This is a genomic window from Microbacterium sp. BWT-B31, assembly GCF_041379855.1.
Lineage (GTDB): Bacteria > Actinomycetota > Actinomycetes > Actinomycetales > Microbacteriaceae > Microbacterium.
The window spans coordinates 213041-229647 of record NZ_JBFECU010000002.1; the positions used below are offsets into that span (position 1 = coordinate 213041).

Below are 16607 nucleotides of genomic sequence, written 5' to 3' on the forward strand. Positions count from 1 at the left end.
TATGAGCCGTCCGCCCGGGCCGCGCAAGCGCGTCGGAGGGGGCGCGTAGACTCGTTCGGTGACTGTATCCGGGATTCTGCGCGCCCTCGAACAGGCCGATCGCTTCCAGGATGCCGTTGCCGCGGCATCCGCCGATTCCGACTTCTCGCTCGTCGAAGGACTCGACGCCCCTCTGCTGGCGGCCCTCGTGGAACGCCGCCGCGCGGCGGGCAAGCCCCCCGTGCTGCTGGCGATCACGCCCACCGGCCGCCGCGCCGACTCGCTCGGGCCGGCGCTCGAGGCGCTTCTTGCCGGTGCCGAGGTGCTGCACTTCCCGGCGTGGGAGACGCTGCCGCACGAACGGCTGAGCCCGAGCGCCGAGACCGTCGGCCGGCGCCTGGACGTGCTGCGGCGCATCGCGACGTGGACCGGCGAGACGCCGCTGGTCGTCACGGCGTCGGTGCGCGCGGCGATCCAGCCGCTGGCGAGCGGGCTGACGGGCCTCGAGCCGGTGCGGCTCGTGGTCGGCGGCCGCGGCCACGAGCTGTCCGAAGTCTCGGCGCGCCTGGTCGAGCTGGCGTACCACCGCGTCGACATGGTGTCGCGGCGCGGCGAGTTCGCGCTGCGCGGCGGCATCCTCGATGTCTTCCCGGCCATCGCCGACCACCCCCTCCGCGTCGAGTTCTTCGGCGACGAGGTCGACCAGATCCGGGCGTTCTCCGTCGCCGACCAGCGCTCCCTGCCCGCAGAGATCGCCTCGGTCGAGCTCGCCCCTGCCCGTGAGCTGCTGCTGACGACTGCGGTGCGCGAGCGCGCGCGGGCGCTGACCGAGCGCTTCGCGGGAATCCGGGGCATGCTCGAGAAGATGTCCGAGGGCATCCCGGTCGAGGGCATGGAGTCGCTCATGCCCGCCCTCGTGGACGAGCTCGTCACCCTCGTCGACTACCTGCCCGAGAGCGCCGCCGTCGCGGTGGTCGACCCGGAGCGCGCCGTCACGCGCGCGCTCACCCTCAGCGAGACCAACCGCGAGTTTCTCGACGCGGCGTGGAGCGCGGCCACCGCCGGCGCCGAGACCCCCGTCGATCTCGGCGCGGGTGACTTCCTGACGCTGCCGCGCCTGCGCGAGGTGGCGCACGAGCGCGGCGACGTGTGGTGGACGCTGTCGAGCTTCGACTCGGGAGCGGCGGATGCCCTCGCCGAGGGGCTCATGGACGTCGACGTCGCACTCGAGCAGGCCGCGATCGTGCGGGTGCCCGCCACGGCGGTCCCGGCGTTCCAGGGAAACGTCGACGGCGCGACCGCGCACGTCGGGGAGCTCCTCTCAGACGGCTGGCGGGTCGTCGTGGCGGCATCCGGCATCGGTCTGGTCGAGCGCGCGCGCGACGTGCTCGCCGAGCGCGGCATCGCCGCGCGCAAGGTCGACGCGCTGCTCGAGGCGCCCGAGCCCGGCGTCGCGCACGTCGTGCTCTCGGTGCTCGAGCGCGGGTTCGAGGCATCCGACGCCAAGATTGCGGTGCTGACCGAGGCCGAGTTCTACGGGCGCACGATCGGCGGCGACAGCCGGGTCGTGAAGAAGCTCGCCTCACGGCGCCGCGGAGTCGTCGACCCGCTGCAGCTGAAGGCGGGCGACTACGTCGTGCACGCCACGCACGGCATCGGCCGCTTCGTCGAGCTGACCCAGCGCGAGGTGTCCAGCGGCGGGCGCAACCCGGTCAAGAGCATGCGCGAGTACCTGGTGCTCGAGTACGCGGCCTCCAAGCGCGGGTACCCGGGCGACAAGCTCTTCGTGCCGACCGACCAGCTCGACCTGCTGTCGAAGTACGTCGGCGGCGAGGCGCCCACGCTGTCGAAGATGGGCGGGAGCGACTGGGCACAGGCCAAGGGCCGCGCCCGCAAGGCGGTGCGCGACATCGCCGTCGAGCTCGTCAAGCTGTACTCGGCGCGCATGGCGGCCAAGGGTCACGCGTTCGGCCCCGACACGCCGTGGCAGCGCGAACTCGAAGAAGGATTCCCGTTCGCAGAGACGCCCGACCAGCTGCAGACGATCGACGAGATCAAAGCCGATATGGAGAAGCCGATCCCGATGGACCGGTTGCTGTCCGGTGACGTCGGCTTCGGCAAGACCGAGGTCGCGGTGCGAGCCGCCTTCAAGGCGATCCAGGACGGCAAGCAGGTCTCGATGCTCGTGCCGACCACGCTGCTGGTCAAGCAGCACCTCGAGACGTTCACCGAACGTTTCGCGGGCTTTCCCGTCAAGGTGCGGCCGCTGTCGCGGTTTCAGACCGACAAGCACGCCGCCGAGACCATCGCGGGCCTTGCCGACGGCACCGTCGACATGGTGATCGGCACGCACCGCATCCTCACCGAGAAGGTGCTCTTCAAAGACCTCGGCCTCATGATCATCGACGAGGAGCAGCGCTTCGGCGTCGAGCACAAGGACGCTCTCAAGAAGCTCAAGACCAACGTCGACATCCTCGCGATGAGCGCGACCCCCATCCCGCGCACGCTCGAGATGGCCGTCACCGGTATCCGCGAGATGTCGACGCTGCAGACCCCGCCCGAGGACCGGCATCCGATCCTCTCGTTCGTCGGCCCCCACAACGACAAGCAGATCGCCGCCGCGATCCGGCGGGAGCTGCTGCGCGAGGGCCAGGTGTTCTTCGTGCACAACCGCGTGCAGTCGATCCAGCGGGTCGCCGCGCAGCTGAGCGAGCTCGTGCCCGAGGCGCGCATCGCCGTCGCCCACGGGCAGATGGGCGAGCACGCCCTCGAAGAGGTCGTGGACGCGTTCTGGGAGCGCCGCAGCGACGTGCTCGTGTGCACCACGATCGTCGAGACGGGCCTGGACATCTCCAACGCCAACACCATCATCATCGACCGCGCCGACAAATACGGCCTGTCGCAGCTGCATCAGCTGCGCGGCCGCGTCGGCCGCGCGCGCGAGCGGGCGTACGCGTACTTCCTGTACGACGAGAACAAGCCGCTGAGCGAGACCGCCGCCGACCGGCTCGAGACCATCGCGGTCAACAACGACCTCGGCTCGGGCATGCAGGTCGCGCTGAAGGACCTCGAGCTGCGCGGCGCCGGCAACCTTCTGGGCGCCGAGCAGGCCGGGCACATCGCCGGCGTCGGCTTCGACCTCTACCTGCGCATGATCGGCGAGGCGGTCGCGACCTTCCGCGGCGAAGAGACCGAGGGGCAGACCGAGCTGAGGCTCGAGCTGCCGGTGCGGGCACGCATCCCCGAGGAGTACATCGACAGCGAGCGGCTGCGCCTCGAGGCTTACCAGAAGCTGTCGGCTGCGGCATCGGCCACCGCCAAGGACGATGCGATCGACCTCGTCGTCGACGAGCTCGGCGACCGCTACGGCGCCCCGCCCGCCGACGTCGAAGGCTTGGTCGCCGTCGCGCGCCTGCGCCGCCGCGCCGCGCGCGCCGGACTCACCGACGTCGTCGCGATGGGTCCCAACCTCCGCATCGCCCCCGCGAACCTGCCCGACTCGATGCGCGTGCGGCTGCAGCGGCTGCACCCGAAGGCGAAGGTGCTCGCCGGCGGCGAGGCGATGATCGTGCCGCTGCCGACGGCGGGTGGCGCACCGCTCGGCGATGCCGAGCTGGTCACGTGGACCGAGCAGCTGCTCGAGCAGCTGTGGCCCGAGAAGAAGGCGACGGTCGCCACGCCCGCTCCGCTCGCCGATGACACGTCCAGCGGTGCCGCCGGGCGCGTGGGCTCGGCCGCGCAGGCGACCGCCGTCCCCGGGGCATGAGCGCCGGTCGCCGCGCAGGGTGACCGGCGCGTCAGTTCCAGCGCGCCGCGCACTCCCGGCACGCGAACTCCACCGCCGGCCCGCTCTCGCGCAGTTCGTCTTCGCGCTCGAGATCGAGCACGAACCATCCGTGCTCGATCGCGCGCACGTCGAGCGACGCGCACTCGGGGCAGGCCTCGGCGGACACCGCGTGCGCCGGTGCGGCCGCGTCCCATGTCCTGGTCATGCTTCGACGGTATGCCCGGGTCGCGGCATCGGATGTCGCGACGCGCGCGGTCGGAGCAGGCCGCACGCGAACGCCGCGCACCGACGCTCAGCGCGGTAGGGCCGCGGCGCTCAGCGGGGTCGTGCCAGCCGACCCGCCTGCCCAGCCGCGCTTCCGGCTCGGCCGCGACCGTCGCCGCCTGCAGGAAACAGCACTCGTACGAGGAGGTACCCGAGCAGCCCGCCGATGGCCTGGGCCGCGATGAAGGGCAGCGTCGAGGCAGGGGCGATGCCCGCGAACGTGTCGCTGAACATGCGGCCGATCGTGATGGCGGGATTCGCGAAGCTCGTGGACGACGTGAAGAAGTAGGCCGCGCCGATGTACGCGCCGACCGCCGGTGCCGCCAGGTGGGAGCGGCCCGTCCGCACCAGCGCGAAGATGACGAAGACCAGGCCGGCGGTGGCCACGACCTCCGACACGAGGAGGGGCCATGCGGAGCGGTCGGTCGTGCTCCACGCCACGGCGGGCGCCGCGAACATGACGTTGGCGAGAACGGCCCCGGCGATGCATCCGACGACCTGCGCGGGAAGGTAGATCGCGGCCGTCGACCATCGGCGGCGGTGCAGGGCGATGTCGACGAGCGTCACCACGGGGTTGAAATGCGCGCCCGACACCGACGAGAAGACGAGGATCAGCACAGCCAGCCCCAGCGCCGTCGCGAAGGCGTTCTCGAAGAGCTGCACGCCGACGTCGGCGGGCGACAGGCGCTGCGCGGCGATGCCCGACCCGACGACGATCGCGGCCAGTCCTGCGCTGCCGAGGGCTTCTGCGGCCGCAGCGCGAGCCGGGTCGCTCACGAGGCGACGAACAGCTGCGAGACCCGGTCCAGTGCGCCGGGCACCAGAGTGTAGTACGCCCACGTGCCGCGCTTGCTGCGCGTGAGGAAGCCCGCCGCGGTGAGGATCTTGAGGTGGTGCGAGACGGTGGGCTGGCTGAGTCCGACCGGATCGATGAGGTCGCACACGCACGCCTGGGAGTTCTCGGACGCGGCGACGATCGACAGCAGACGCAGCCGCGCCGGCTCGGCGAGCGCCTTCAGGGTCGTCGCCAGCTGCTCCGCCTCGGCGGCCGTCAGCGGCTCGCGCACGAGCGGTGTGCAGCACGCGCCCGCGGAGGTGTCGGTGACGTCGAGCCTCATGGTCATGCATCGAGGATAGTCGATATTGACAGCCATCAATAGATGGGTTCAGGATAGATATCGAAGTTCATCGATATCCATGTGGAGGATGCTGTGACCCTGCTCGACCTGACTTCCCGTGCCGCCGAGACCGACCGGCTCGCGTCGCTCCCCGTCGCGATCATCGGCGCCGGCCCGATCGGGCTGGCCGCGGCGGCCAACCTGGTCGAGCGCGGGATCGACTTCGTCGTGTTCGAGGCAGGCGACGACGTCGCGGCGAGCGTCCGTGCCTGGGGGCACACCCGCCTCTTCTCGCCGTGGAAGCACCTCGTGGACCCGGCATCGCGCCGCCTCCTCGAGGCGGGCGGCTGGCGGCTGCCGCACCCCGAGGGCAGCGCGCCGACCGGTGCCGAGCTCGTCGACGGCTACCTCGCGCCCCTGGCGAAGCTCGAGCAGATCGCATCCCGCGTACGGCTCGGCGCCCGGGTGACCGGTGTCGCCCGCGAGGGCATGGATCGCACTCGCACCCGGTCTCGCGCCGTGACCCCGTTCACGGTGCGCGTGCGCACGCCGGGCGGCGCCGTCGAGGATGTCTCGGCGCGGGCCGTCGTCGACGCGTCGGGCACCTACCTCTCGCCGAACCCCCTGTCGTCGAGCGGCTTGGAGCTGTCGGGCATGGCCGAGATCGCCGATGCCGTCGTGCCGGCGCTGCCCGACGTGCTCGGACGCGACCGCGCGCGGTTCGCCGGACGACGCGTCACGGTGGTGGGCGCCGGGCACTCGGCGGCCAACACGCTGCTCGCGCTCACCGAGCTGGCCCGCGAGGAGCCGGGCACCACCGTCACGTGGGCCATCCGGAACACGCGCGCCGCGCGCGTGTCGTCCTCGCCCGACGACGAGCTCGCAGACCGCGCCCGCCTGGGCGGCCGGCTCGATCGGGCCGTCGCAGACGGGCGAGTGGCGCTGCTCGACGGTTTCGAGATCGTCCGCGGCCGCCGGGCCGCAGAGGCGGTCGAGCTCGTCGGGCATCGCCGGGGCGAGCTTGTCTCGCACATCACGGACGTGGTCGTCTGTGCGACGGGGTTCCGCCCCGACCTCGACATCCTCAGAGAGATCCGCGTCGAGCTCGACGAGATCGTCGAGGCGCCCAAGCGGCTCGCTCCGCTCATCGATCCGAACGTGCACTCCTGCGGGACCGTCCAGCCGCACGGGTATCGAGAGCTGTCCCACCCGGAGCAGGGGTTCTTCATCGTCGGCATGAAGTCCTACGGTCGCGCCCCGACGTTCCTGCTGGCGACCGGGTACGAGCAGGTCAGGTCAGTCACGTCGTGGCTCGCGGGCGACCTGGGCGCGGCATCGACGGTGAACCTCACCCTGCCGGCGACGGGCGTCTGCTCGACCGATGGTGGGGGATGCTGCTGACGATAGACTCTCGTCTATGGATGCAGCGACCGCCGACCGCTCCCTGACGGTGCTCGGCGACCCGACACGAGCGCGCATCCTCGAACTCATCCGTGAGGCCGACGACGGCCGGGCGCTCGTGGGCCGGCTCGCAGAGACCCTGGCGCTCACCCAGCCCACGGTGAGCCACCACATGCGTGCTCTCCTCGACGAGGGCCTCGTGCGACGCGAGCCCGACGGCCGCCGCGTCTGGTACTCGATCGCGCCGGACAGCATCGACCGCATCGATGCGGTGCTGGGCGAGCGAGGCGGCCCGGCGGCTTCGCCCGACCTGGAGCGGATCTCGCGTGACCTCGCGACGCGCTTTCGCGGGGTGTTCAGCGCCGAGACCGTGGCGCACTACGTCGAGGACAGCTTCCGGCTGCTCCAAGAGGGGCCGGCCCCCCGGCTCGCTTCTCGGACTGCGGCGTTCAGCGCCTCTCGCCTGGAGGCGCTCGCGAGTGCTCGGCAGAGCGTCCACGCCGTCCCGGAGGTGCTGTTCGTGTGCGTCGAGAACGCCAGTCGCTCGCAGTTGGCCGCCGCGATCCTGCGCCATCTCGCCGGCGGAAGGGTGACGGTCCGAAGCGCCGGGTCGGCTCCGGCCGCCGAAGTCCGACAGAGCATCGTCACCGCGCTCGACGAGATCGGCGTCCCGTTGGGCGGCGAGTTCCCCAAGCCGCTCACCGATGAAGCCGTCAAGGCGGCCGACGTCGTGATCACGATGGGCTGCGGCGACGCGTGCCCGATCTTCCCGGGCAGGCGGTATCTCGACTGGGAGCTCGAAGACCCGGCCGGGCGCCCGATGCAGGACGTGCGCGGCATCCGCGATGACATCGACGCACGAGTCCGGAACCTGCTGTCCGAACTGGACATCGATCGTTCGCCCGCGGAGATTGAGAATAGATAGACACTGATCTATGCTTTGCGTGTGACTCACCGCGATCTCATCGAAGCCCCCGCTGTTCTGTTCGTCTGCGTCCACAACGCCGGCAGGTCGCAGATGGCCGCAGGCTACCTCCAGGCCCTTGCCGGCGATCGGGTCCGCGTGTTCTCGGCCGGGTCGGCTCCGATAGCCCAGGTCAACCCGGTGGCGGTGCAGGCGATGGCCGAAGAGGGTATCGACATCGCCGGCAACACGCCGAAAGTGCTCACGGTCGAGGCCGTCAAGGAGTCGGACGTGGTGATCACGATGGGATGCGGCGACGCCTGCCCCGTCTTCCCGGGCAAGCGCTACGAGGACTGGGAGCTCGACGATCCCGCCGGCCAGGGGATCGACGCGGTCCGGCCCATCCGCGACGAGATCCGCCGCCGCATCGAGGCGCTGATCGACGACCTGGTCCCTGCGGCGCGACCAGGAACGGCGTGACGGGCTGACGCGGAGCTCAGATCACGATCGCGCCGGTCGCCAGCCCCACGACGCCCGCGACCGCGGCGGCGAGCACGAGCGCGAAGACGAGCCACTCGAACGGGGCGAAGACGCGGGCGCGCTGCTCGAGGCGCCCCCACACGAACAGTCCCGTCGCGAAGGCCAGGACGATGCACGACACCAGCAGGTACTCGAGGCCCCCGGCCCACAGCAGGAACAGCGTGTACAGGGTCGCGAGCGCGGTCATGGCGAGCTCCCACGCGAGGCGGCGGCGGCTGCCGACGCGATCCTCACGAGTGACGGTGATCTTCAGCGCGTACGCCGCAGCGAGAAAGAACGGCACGAGGATGAGCGAGCTGGTGAGCGCGAGCGAGGTGTCGAAGGCATCCTGCGAGAACAGCGTCACGACGAGCATCGCCTGCACGACAGCCGTCAGCAGCGTGAGCGATGCGATGGGCACGTCGTGCGCGTTCACCCGGCGGAGGAACCGGGGAAGGTCCGACTCCCGTGCCGCGGCCAGCAGCACCTCGGCGGCCATGAGCGTCCAGGCGAGGTACGCGCCGAGGATCGACACGATGAGGGCGACGCTCACGAGCACGGCGCCCCATCCGCCGACCGCGGCCTCGAGCACGCCGCCCATCGACGGCTGGCGCAGCGCGGCGATCTGGTCCATCGGAAGCACGCCGTACGACACGATCGTGACCGAGGCGAAGATCGAGAGCACCGCCAGCAGCCCCAGCACCGTGGCACGACCCACGTCGGCGCGCGAGCGGGCGTGCCGCGAGTAGACGCTCGCACCCTCGACCCCGATGAACGCGAAGACCGTCACGAGCATGGTCGTGCGCACCTGCTCGAACAGGGGACCGGCGCTGGCGCCGCCGGTCCAGTTCCGCGCGAACACGTCGGGCTTCAAGACGAACAGGCACAGCACGACGAACAGCACGATCGGCAGCACCTTCGCGATCGTCACGACCCGGTTCAGCCCGGCCGCCTCGCGCACGCCGCGGCGGATCAGCAGGAAGAAGGCCCACAGGCCGACGGATGCCACGGCCATCGCGACGACCGTGTCGCCGGCGCCCAGCGCGGGAAAGACCGCACCGAGGGTCGAGGTGATGAAGATCCAGTAGAAGACGTTCCCCGCGCACGCGCTCGCCCAGTAGCCGACGGCCGACAGCGTGCCCACGTAGTCGCCGAACCCCGCCTTCGCGTACGCATACACGCCGGCATCGAGGCGCGGCTTGCGCACCGCGAGCAGCTGGAACACGAAGGCGAGCATGAGCATGCCGCCGCCCGCCACGGCCCACGCGACCAGGGCACCGGCCACACCCGTGCGCGCGGCGAACTGCGCAGGCAGCGAGAAGACTCCGGCCCCGACCATCGAGCCGACGACGATGCCCGCGAGCGTGAGCGGCGAGACCGTGGCCGCGTGAGCCCGCGCCGCACCGGCCGGCGCTGTCGAGTCCGGAGTGCGGCCGGGTTCAGGGCTCGACGTCACAGGCCCAATCTAGGGACGCCGACGGGTCGTGACTAGATGACGCCCTGGGCGAGCATCGCGTGCGCGACGCGCTCGAAGCCGGCGGCGTTCGCGCCGACCACGTAGTCGCCGGGACGGCCGTAGCGCTCGGCCGCCGCGAACGCGGCGTCGTGCACGTCGGCCATGATCGAGCGCAGCTTCGACTCGCTGTCGTCGAAGCTCCAGCGCTGGCGCGCGGCGTTCTGGCTCATCTCGAGCGCCGAGGTCGCCACACCGCCCGCGTTGGCGGCCTTGCCCGGCCCGAACAGCACCCCGGCGTCGTGGAAGGCGGCGACCGCCTCGGGCGTCGAGGGCATGTTGGCGCCCTCGGCGACGGCCCGTACGCCGTTCGCGACGAGCGCCTTCGCGTCGGCCTCGTCGAGCTCGTTCTGGGTGGCCGAGGGGATCGCGATCTCGACGGGCACCTCCCACGGGCGGGCGCCCTCCACGAAGCGCGCGCCCGGGCGGCGGGCGGCGTACTCGGCGATGCGGCCGCGCTCGACCTCTTTGATCTGGCGGAGGAGGCCGAGGTCGATGCCGGCGTCGTCGACGACGTAGCCCGACGAGTCGGAGGCCGTCACGGCGATGCCGCCGAGCTGCGAGACCTTGTCGATGGCGTAGATCGCCACGTTGCCCGAGCCCGAGATCGCCACGCGCCGGCCGGCGATGGTCTCGTTGTGCACGCCGAGCATGTTCTGCACGAAGAAGACCGCGCCGTAGCCGGTGGCCTCGGTGCGCACCTCGGCGCCGCCCCACTGCACGCCCTTGCCGGTGAACATGCCCGACTCGTGGCGGTTCGTGATCTTGCGATACTGGCCGAAGAGGTAGCCGATCTCGCGTGCGCCGACGCCGATGTCGCCGGCGGGCACGTCGGTGTGCTCGCCGAGGTGGCGGTAGAGCTCGTTCATGAACGACTGGCAGAAGCGCATGACCTCGGCGTCCGACCGGCCGTGAGGGTCGAAGTCGCTGCCGCCCTTGGCGCCGCCGATGCCCTGGCCGGTGAGCGCGTTCTTGAAGATCTGCTCGAAGCCGAGGAACTTGATGATCGAGAGGTCCACCGACGGGTGGAACCGCAGGCCGCCCTTGTACGGGCCGAGAACCGACGAGAACTGCACGCGGTAGCCGCGGTTGACCTGAAGCCTTCCGGCGTCGTCGATCCACGGCACGCGGAACATGATCTGGCGCTCGGGCTCGACGATGCGCTCGACGATGCCGCCCTCGATGAACTGCGGGTGCTGCTCGAGCACCGGGGCGATCGAGTCGAGCACCTCGTGCACGGCCTGCTGGAACTCCGGCTCGTGGGGGTTGCGGGCACGGACGGTCTCGAAGACGTCACGAACGACGGAGGGCAGGGCAACGAGGGTCTCAGTCACGGGTGGAGCTTTCTGTGTGGAGCATCGCGCAGAAAGAAGCGGCGCGCAGATCGGAATCAGTCCGAGCCTTCTCACTTTACCCGCCGTCGGCTGTGCGTTCGAACATCGGCTGAGCAGACTGCGCACTCTGATGAGGCAACGGCGCACGCGACAGCGCGAAGTGCGTCACGCCGAGAGGTTCGAGCCCCGCGCGGGGCCCTCGCGCTACGCTGACGACAGACCAGGAGGCACCGTGCGATTCGAGCATCTCGGGGCCCAGCCCCGCATCCATCCCGACGCCGTCGTCGCGCCGACCGCTGTGGTCAGCGGCGATGTCGTCATCGGCCCCGGCTGCCAGATCCTGCACGGCGCCGTCATCACGAGCGAGGGCGGCGCGATCACGCTCGGCGGGAACGTCATCGTGATGGAGAACGCGCTCATCCGGGCCACGGCCGTCAACCCCGTGCACATCGGCGACCACGTGCTGGTCGGCCCGATGGCGAGCATCAGCGGCGCCACGATCGCCGACGAGGTCTTTCTCGCGACCGGAACCCGCGTGTTCAACGGCGCGCGCATCGGCGAGCGCTGCGAGGTGCGGATCAACGCCGTGGTGCACCTGCGCACGGTGCTGCCGGCAGACTCGGTGGTGCCGATCGGGTGGGTCGCGGTCGGCGACCCCGTGCAGATCCTGCCGCCCGACCGCCACGACGAGATCTGGGCCGCCCAGCGCGAGCTCGACTTTCCCGGCTACGTCTTCGGGCTCGACCGCGACACGCCCGACCTCATGGTGCAGCTCACCGAGCGGTACGGCACGAGCCTGGCCCGCCACGCCGAGGACCGCCGCGCCGACTGATCCGCGCTCGATCCCGGGTGACGGATGCCGCGCCCGGCGTCACCCCGTGTTCTGCAGGCCCGCCGACACCCCGCTCACGCTCAGCAGCAGCAGCTGCTGCGCGTCGGGGTCCGCGGGGGCGCCGGCGGCGGCATCCTCTCGCAGCGTGCGCAGCGCGCGGATCTGCAGCAGCGAGAGCGCGTCGACGTAGGGGCTGCGCATCTTGACGGCGCGCTGCAGCACCGGCTTGGAGTCCAGCAGTTCGGAGCTCTCGGACACCCGCACGACCCACGAGAGCGTGAGCTCGAGCTCGTCGAGGATCATCGAGGCGAGCTCGTCGCGGTCGCCGAGCGCCAGGTACCGGCGGGCGATGCGCGCGTCGGCTTTCGCGAGGCTCATCTCGACGTTGTCGACCATCGTGCGAAAGAGCGGCCAGTCCCGGTACGCCTCACGCAGCAGCGCCTCGTCGCCGACGGCCTCGAGAGCGGTGCCGAGCCCGAACCACCCGGCGAGGTTGATGCGCGCCTGCGACCACGCGAACACCCACGGGATCGCGCGCAGGTCCTCGAGCGACTCGACCGACAGCCCGCGTCGCGCGGGGCGCGAGCCGAGAGCGAGCAGGCCCAGCTCTTCCATCGGGGTGACCTGCGCGAACCACGGCGCGAAGCCCGGTGCTTTCACGAGGTCGTGGAATCGGGCGCGGGATGCCGCATCCATCGTCTCTGCCACCGCATGGAATCGCTCGGCCGCCTGCCGGTTGCGGCGCTCGATGCGGGGGGACGAGGCCAGCAGCGTGGCTGCGGCGACCTGGTCGATGTGCCGCATCGCGATGGCCGGTTCGCCGTAGCGGGCGAAGATGACCTCGCCCTGCTCGGTGAGCTTGAAGCGGCCGTCGACGGAGTGCGGTGGCTGCGCGAGCACCGCGGAGTTCGCCGGGCCGCCGCCTCGGCCCAAAGCCCCGCCGCGACCGTGGAACAGCGTCAGCTCGATGCCCTCGCGTTGCGCCCACTGCGCGATCTCGGCCTGCGCCTCGTAGAGCGCGAGGTTCGCGGCGACCGGGCCGACGTCCTTGGACGAGTCGGAGTAGCCGAGCATGACCTCCAGGCGTCGGCCGGTCTCGGCCAGACGCGCGACGAACGCCGGGTGCTCGACGATCTCGGCGAGAATGCGCGGTGCGGCCTGCAGGTCGGCGAACGTCTCGAACAGCGGGATCACGTCCAGCACGGGAGCGGGTGAGCCGGCAGCGGCGGCATGCTCGGCGAGGCGGTAGACGGCCGCGAGGTCGTCCGCGGACCGCGTGAACGACACGATGTAGCGGCCCGCCGCGCGGCGACCGTAGCGCTGCTGCAGGAAGCCGATCGTGCGGAACACCTCGAGCACCTCGTCGGCCGTCTCGGAGCGCTCACCGCGCTCGAGCTCGCCGAGCACGCGCGCGTGCACCGCGGAGTGCTGGCGCACCTCGAGCTCGGTGAGGTGGAAGCCGAAGGTCTCGACCTGCCACAGCAGCTGCTGCAGGTGCCCGTACGCGTGCCGGGCGGCGCCGGCTTCGGCAAGCGACTCCTGCACGATGCGCAGGTCGGCCAGCAGCTGCTCGGGGTCGCGGTACGACAGGTCGGCGTCGCGTCGCCCCGTCGCGGCGATCTTGTTCGCGATCGCGAGCATCACCCGGCGGTGCGGCTCGTCCGGCGAGCGCTTGGCGATGGCATCCGCTTCGTCTTCGTCCTCGGCGCGCAGGCGCTTCCAGAGTGCGATGAGCCGCGCGTTCGGGGGCGTCGTGCCCGCGTCGAGGGTCATGCCGCGGCCGATGCGGCTGGCGGTGCGCGACAGGCCCAGCAGCACGTGCTCGCTGGCGATCGCCGCCGCCTTGCGGGTGGTGGATGCCGTCACGAACGGGTTCCCGTCGCGGTCGCCGCCGACCCACGAGCCGATCCGCACGAACGGGCGCACGACAGGGGTGCGGCTGCCGGCCGCCGGACCCTGCAGGGCGTCGTCGACGCGGCGGTAGACGTGGGGGATCGCGGTGTACAGCGTCTCGTCGAAGACGGCCATGACGGCGCGGACCTCGTCGGTGGGCGAGGGCTTCTCGGGCCGCAGCGGAGCGGTGCGCCACAGCGTGTCGATCTCTTCGAGCATGCGGCGCTGCGCGCGGCGGCGATCGGCGCCGTCCTGCAGCGACGCGTCGTGCTCGCCGAGGAGAGCCGACAGGCGCCGGATGCTCGTCGACACCGCGCGACGGCGGGCCTCGGTGGGGTGGGCTGTGAACACGGGGTGGAAGCGCAGCGCGTGCAGGCGCGCGATCGCCGTGTCGTCGCCGACCTCGGCGGCCAGGTGCACGAACGCCGCGGCGACCGAGTCGGTCGCGTTCTCGCGATCGGGACGGCCGTCGCGCTCGCGCAGCACGCGCACGCGCTGGTGCTCTTCGGCGAGGTTCACGAGGTGGAAGTAGCACGTGAACGCGCGGGCGATCTCTTGCGCACGGGCGGGCGAGAAGGACTCCACGATCCTCGTCGCGCGCTCGAACGCGGCTTCGCTCTCATCGGTGTAGGCCTGGATCGTCGCAACGCGCAGCCGTTCGACGTCGTCGTAGAGGCCCGGGGAGCCGCACTCCCGCAGGACGCGGCCGAGCAGGCTCGACAGCAGACGCACGTCTGCGCGCATCCGTTCGGGGATCTCCTGGCCGGCTTCGAAGCGGCCGACGAGGTCGATGGCTTCCGTGGGGGTGGGTTCGAGCACCCCTCAACGGTAGCCCTGCGACGTTTCGGTCGAAAACCAGGCCTGTGACAGCGGCGTGGGTTCCGGTTTCGCGTCATCTCGCGTGTCGGCGCCGCGCGCTATTGTGGAAGCGGCGCGTCGGGAAGTCTGGTCGACACCGTTTCGTCGACCGCCCGGAGGCCGCATGACCCCGCCCGACCGTCCCGCCGCCGAGACCGCCCGGTTCCCCGAGCGCGGCAGCGGCTCCGAGGCGCTGCGCATCGGAACGCTGCTGCGCACCGAGGCCGTGGGCGGGGCACTCCTCGTGCTCCTGGCCGTCGTCGGCATCGTGTGGGCCAACTCGGCGTGGGCGAGCGGGTACTTCTGGCTGCGCGACCTCGAGGTCGGCTACGAGCCGTGGCATCTGCGGCTGACTCTCGGCGAATGGGCGGCCGACGGTCTGCTTGCGATCTTCTTCTTCCTGGTCGGGCTCGAGCTCAAGCGCGAGTTCGTCGCCGGCGACCTGCGGCGCGCGCGCACGGCGATCGTGCCGGTGCTGGCCGCTGCGGGCGGGGTCGCCGTGCCGGCCCTGTTCTACACGCTCGTCACGCTCCACGACCCCGCGCTGCTGCAGGGGTGGGCGATCCCGACGGCGACCGACATCGCCTTCGCGGTCGCGGTGCTCGCGATCATCGGCTCGCACCTGCCGAGCGCCCTGCGGATCTTCCTGCTCACGCTCGCCGTCGTCGACGACCTCATCGCGATAGCGATCATCGCGTTCTTCTACACGGACTCCATCGCCCTCGTGCCGCTGCTGCTCGGGCTCGTCACGATCGCCGTCTACGGGTTCCTGGCGCAGCGCTACCGGCAGCTGTTGCACCTGAAGCCCGGCGCGGCATGGCTGATCCTGCTTCCGCTCGGTCTCATCGCGTGGGGGTTCGTGCACGCCTCCGGCATTCACGCGACGATCGCGGGCGTGCTGCTCGGCTTCACGATCCCGGTGCGGCATCGCCGCCGCGACCGGATCCCCGACACCGAGCCGGGGCTCGCCGAGGTGTTCGAGCACCGTTTCCGGCCGATCTCGACGGGTTTCGCGGTGCCGGTGTTCGCGTTCTTCTCCGCCGGCGTCGCCCTGGGCGGGCTGGCGGGCGTGGGGGCGGCGTTGGCCGACCCGGTCACGCTCGGCATCGTCGTGGCGCTCGTTCTCGGCAAGCCTGTCGGGATCGTGCTCACGACGTGGCTGGTCACCCGCGCCCGGCACATCGGACTGGATCCCTCGGTGAGGTGGATCGACCTGATCGGGGTCGGGATGCTCGCGGGCATCGGGTTCACCGTGTCGCTGCTGGTGACCGAGCTGAGCTTCGAGGTCGCCGACGCGCACCACGATCACGCGAAGGTGGCGATCCTTCTCGCCTCGGTGCTCGCCGCGGCGCTGGCATCCGCCGTGCTCGTCGCACGCAACCGCCGCTATCGTCTGATCGAGCGGCAGGCGGCGATCGAGGCCGACGGGGACGGCGTGCCCGACGTGTACGGGGCACACTGAGTCATGCGGCCCGAGCCGCGACCCGAGCACACAGGAGGCGCCATGGCCCAGACCGATCCGCTGCGCGAGGCCGTCGACGTCATGCGCGCGGTGCGCGACCGCTGCGTGTGGACGCAGCAGCTCGACCACCGCGCGCTCGTGCCGTACCTCGTCGAAGAGAGCGCAGAGCTCATCGACGCCGTCGAGGCCGGTTCGCGCGATGAGCTGCGCGAAGAGCTCGGCGACGTGCTCTGGCAGGTGCTGATCCACGCCGAGATCGCCTCGCGCGATCCCGACGACCCGTTCGACATCGACGACGTCGCGCGGGGGCTCAGCGCGAAGATGATCCGGCGGCATCCGCACGTGTTCGGCGACGCCGTGGCGAACACGCCCGAAGAGGTGCTCGTGCATTGGAACGCGGCGAAGGCCCTCGAGAAGCACGAGCGTCGTTCCGTGCTCGATGGGGTGAGCAAGCGGATGCCGTCCCTCGCGCTCGCACAGAAGCTGCTGGGCCGCGCGGCCGGAGTGGGGGTGGGCGCCGTGTCGGCTTCGCCGCCGGTCGTGGAGTCCGAGGCCGCGCTCGGCGACGCTCTGCTCGCCCTGGTCGCGACCGCGCGTGCGCACGGCTGGGACGCCGAGCGGGCCCTCCGCGAGCGCCTGCGCGCGCTCGAGGGCGAGGTGCGCGGGGCCGAGGCTGCACAACTCCTTCAAAACGGGACCGAGACCGCCGCCGAGGGCAGCTTTCGGCACCGGCGGGCATGATC

13 protein-coding genes are annotated in these 16607 nt (G+C 71.3%); 7 read left to right on the top strand and 6 right to left on the bottom strand.

Translation table 11 applies throughout. From position 1 onward, the window contains the following. The first annotated feature begins 58 nt into the window (after positions 1-58). A complete protein-coding gene (gene mfd, locus AB1K54_RS03640; protein ID WP_371201346.1) occupies positions 59-3745 on the top strand; it encodes a transcription-repair coupling factor in 3687 nt (1228 codons plus the stop codon). Between the two features lie 31 nt (positions 3746-3776). On the opposite strand, the gene AB1K54_RS03645 is transcribed toward mfd, so the two are convergent. The 3 genes from AB1K54_RS03645 to AB1K54_RS03655 form a co-directional block, all read right to left on the bottom strand. Then, the gene (locus AB1K54_RS03645) at positions 3777-3971 is read right to left on the bottom strand and encodes a hypothetical protein (RefSeq protein ID WP_371201347.1); all 195 of its coding nucleotides are present in this window, start codon (positions 3969-3971) and stop codon (positions 3777-3779) included. A gap of 110 nt (positions 3972-4081) precedes the next feature. Beyond that, positions 4082-4807 (bottom strand): aquaporin, encoded by a 726-nt coding sequence (locus AB1K54_RS03650; protein WP_371201348.1) that lies wholly within the window; start codon positions 4805-4807, stop codon positions 4082-4084. After that, the gene (locus AB1K54_RS03655; RefSeq protein WP_371201349.1) at positions 4804-5154 is read right to left on the bottom strand and encodes an ArsR/SmtB family transcription factor; all 351 of its coding nucleotides are present in this window, start codon (positions 5152-5154) and stop codon (positions 4804-4806) included. Before AB1K54_RS03655 ends, AB1K54_RS03650 begins: the two co-directional genes overlap by 4 nt. A gap of 87 nt (positions 5155-5241) precedes the next feature. On the opposite strand from AB1K54_RS03655, the gene AB1K54_RS03660 reads away from it, so the two are divergent. Genes AB1K54_RS03660 through AB1K54_RS03670 form a run of 3 tightly spaced genes read left to right on the top strand, consistent with a single transcriptional unit; the run spans position 5242 to position 7933 of the window. Then, entirely contained in the window at positions 5242-6549 is a 1308-nt protein-coding gene (locus tag AB1K54_RS03660; RefSeq protein ID WP_371201350.1) for an FAD-dependent oxidoreductase, read from the top strand. Between the two features lie 16 nt (positions 6550-6565). Beyond that, complete coding sequence (locus AB1K54_RS03665; RefSeq protein WP_371201351.1) at positions 6566-7474, top strand: metalloregulator ArsR/SmtB family transcription factor; 909 nt, start codon at positions 6566-6568, stop codon at positions 7472-7474. 21 nt (positions 7475-7495) lie between these two features. Further along, entirely contained in the window at positions 7496-7933 is a 438-nt protein-coding gene (locus tag AB1K54_RS03670; RefSeq protein ID WP_371201352.1) for an arsenate reductase ArsC, read from the top strand. A gap of 16 nt (positions 7934-7949) precedes the next feature. Here the strand turns inward: AB1K54_RS03670 and AB1K54_RS03675 are convergent, their stop codons facing one another. Together AB1K54_RS03675 and gdhA are read right to left on the bottom strand one after the other, a co-directional pair. Then, on the bottom strand, positions 7950-9311 hold the full coding sequence (locus AB1K54_RS03675) for a basic amino acid/polyamine antiporter (protein WP_371201473.1): 1362 nt from the start codon (positions 9309-9311) through the stop codon (positions 7950-7952). 149 nt (positions 9312-9460) lie between these two features. Then, a complete protein-coding gene (gene gdhA / locus AB1K54_RS03680; protein ID WP_371201353.1) occupies positions 9461-10819 on the bottom strand; it encodes an NADP-specific glutamate dehydrogenase in 1359 nt (452 codons plus the stop codon). Positions 10820-11051: 232 nt separating this feature from the next. Between gdhA and AB1K54_RS03685 the strand changes: the two genes are divergently transcribed. Continuing rightward, the gene (locus tag AB1K54_RS03685; RefSeq protein WP_371201354.1) at positions 11052-11651 is read left to right on the top strand and encodes a gamma carbonic anhydrase family protein; all 600 of its coding nucleotides are present in this window, start codon (positions 11052-11054) and stop codon (positions 11649-11651) included. Positions 11652-11690: 39 nt separating this feature from the next. Here AB1K54_RS03685 and AB1K54_RS03690 read toward each other — a convergent pair whose 3' ends face one another. Continuing rightward, positions 11691-14363, bottom strand: coding sequence for a phosphoenolpyruvate carboxylase (locus AB1K54_RS03690; protein ID WP_371201355.1), 2673 nt, complete (start codon positions 14361-14363; stop codon positions 11691-11693). 163 nt (positions 14364-14526) lie between these two features. Here AB1K54_RS03690 and nhaA point away from each other — a divergent pair, with 163 nt between their 5' ends. After that, the gene (nhaA, locus tag AB1K54_RS03695; RefSeq protein ID WP_371201356.1) at positions 14527-15864 is read left to right on the top strand and encodes a Na+/H+ antiporter NhaA; all 1338 of its coding nucleotides are present in this window, start codon (positions 14527-14529) and stop codon (positions 15862-15864) included. Between the two features lie 42 nt (positions 15865-15906). Continuing rightward, on the top strand, positions 15907-16605 hold the full coding sequence (locus tag AB1K54_RS03700; RefSeq protein WP_371201357.1) for a MazG family protein: 699 nt from the start codon (positions 15907-15909) through the stop codon (positions 16603-16605). Positions 16606-16607: the final 2 nt, after the last annotated feature.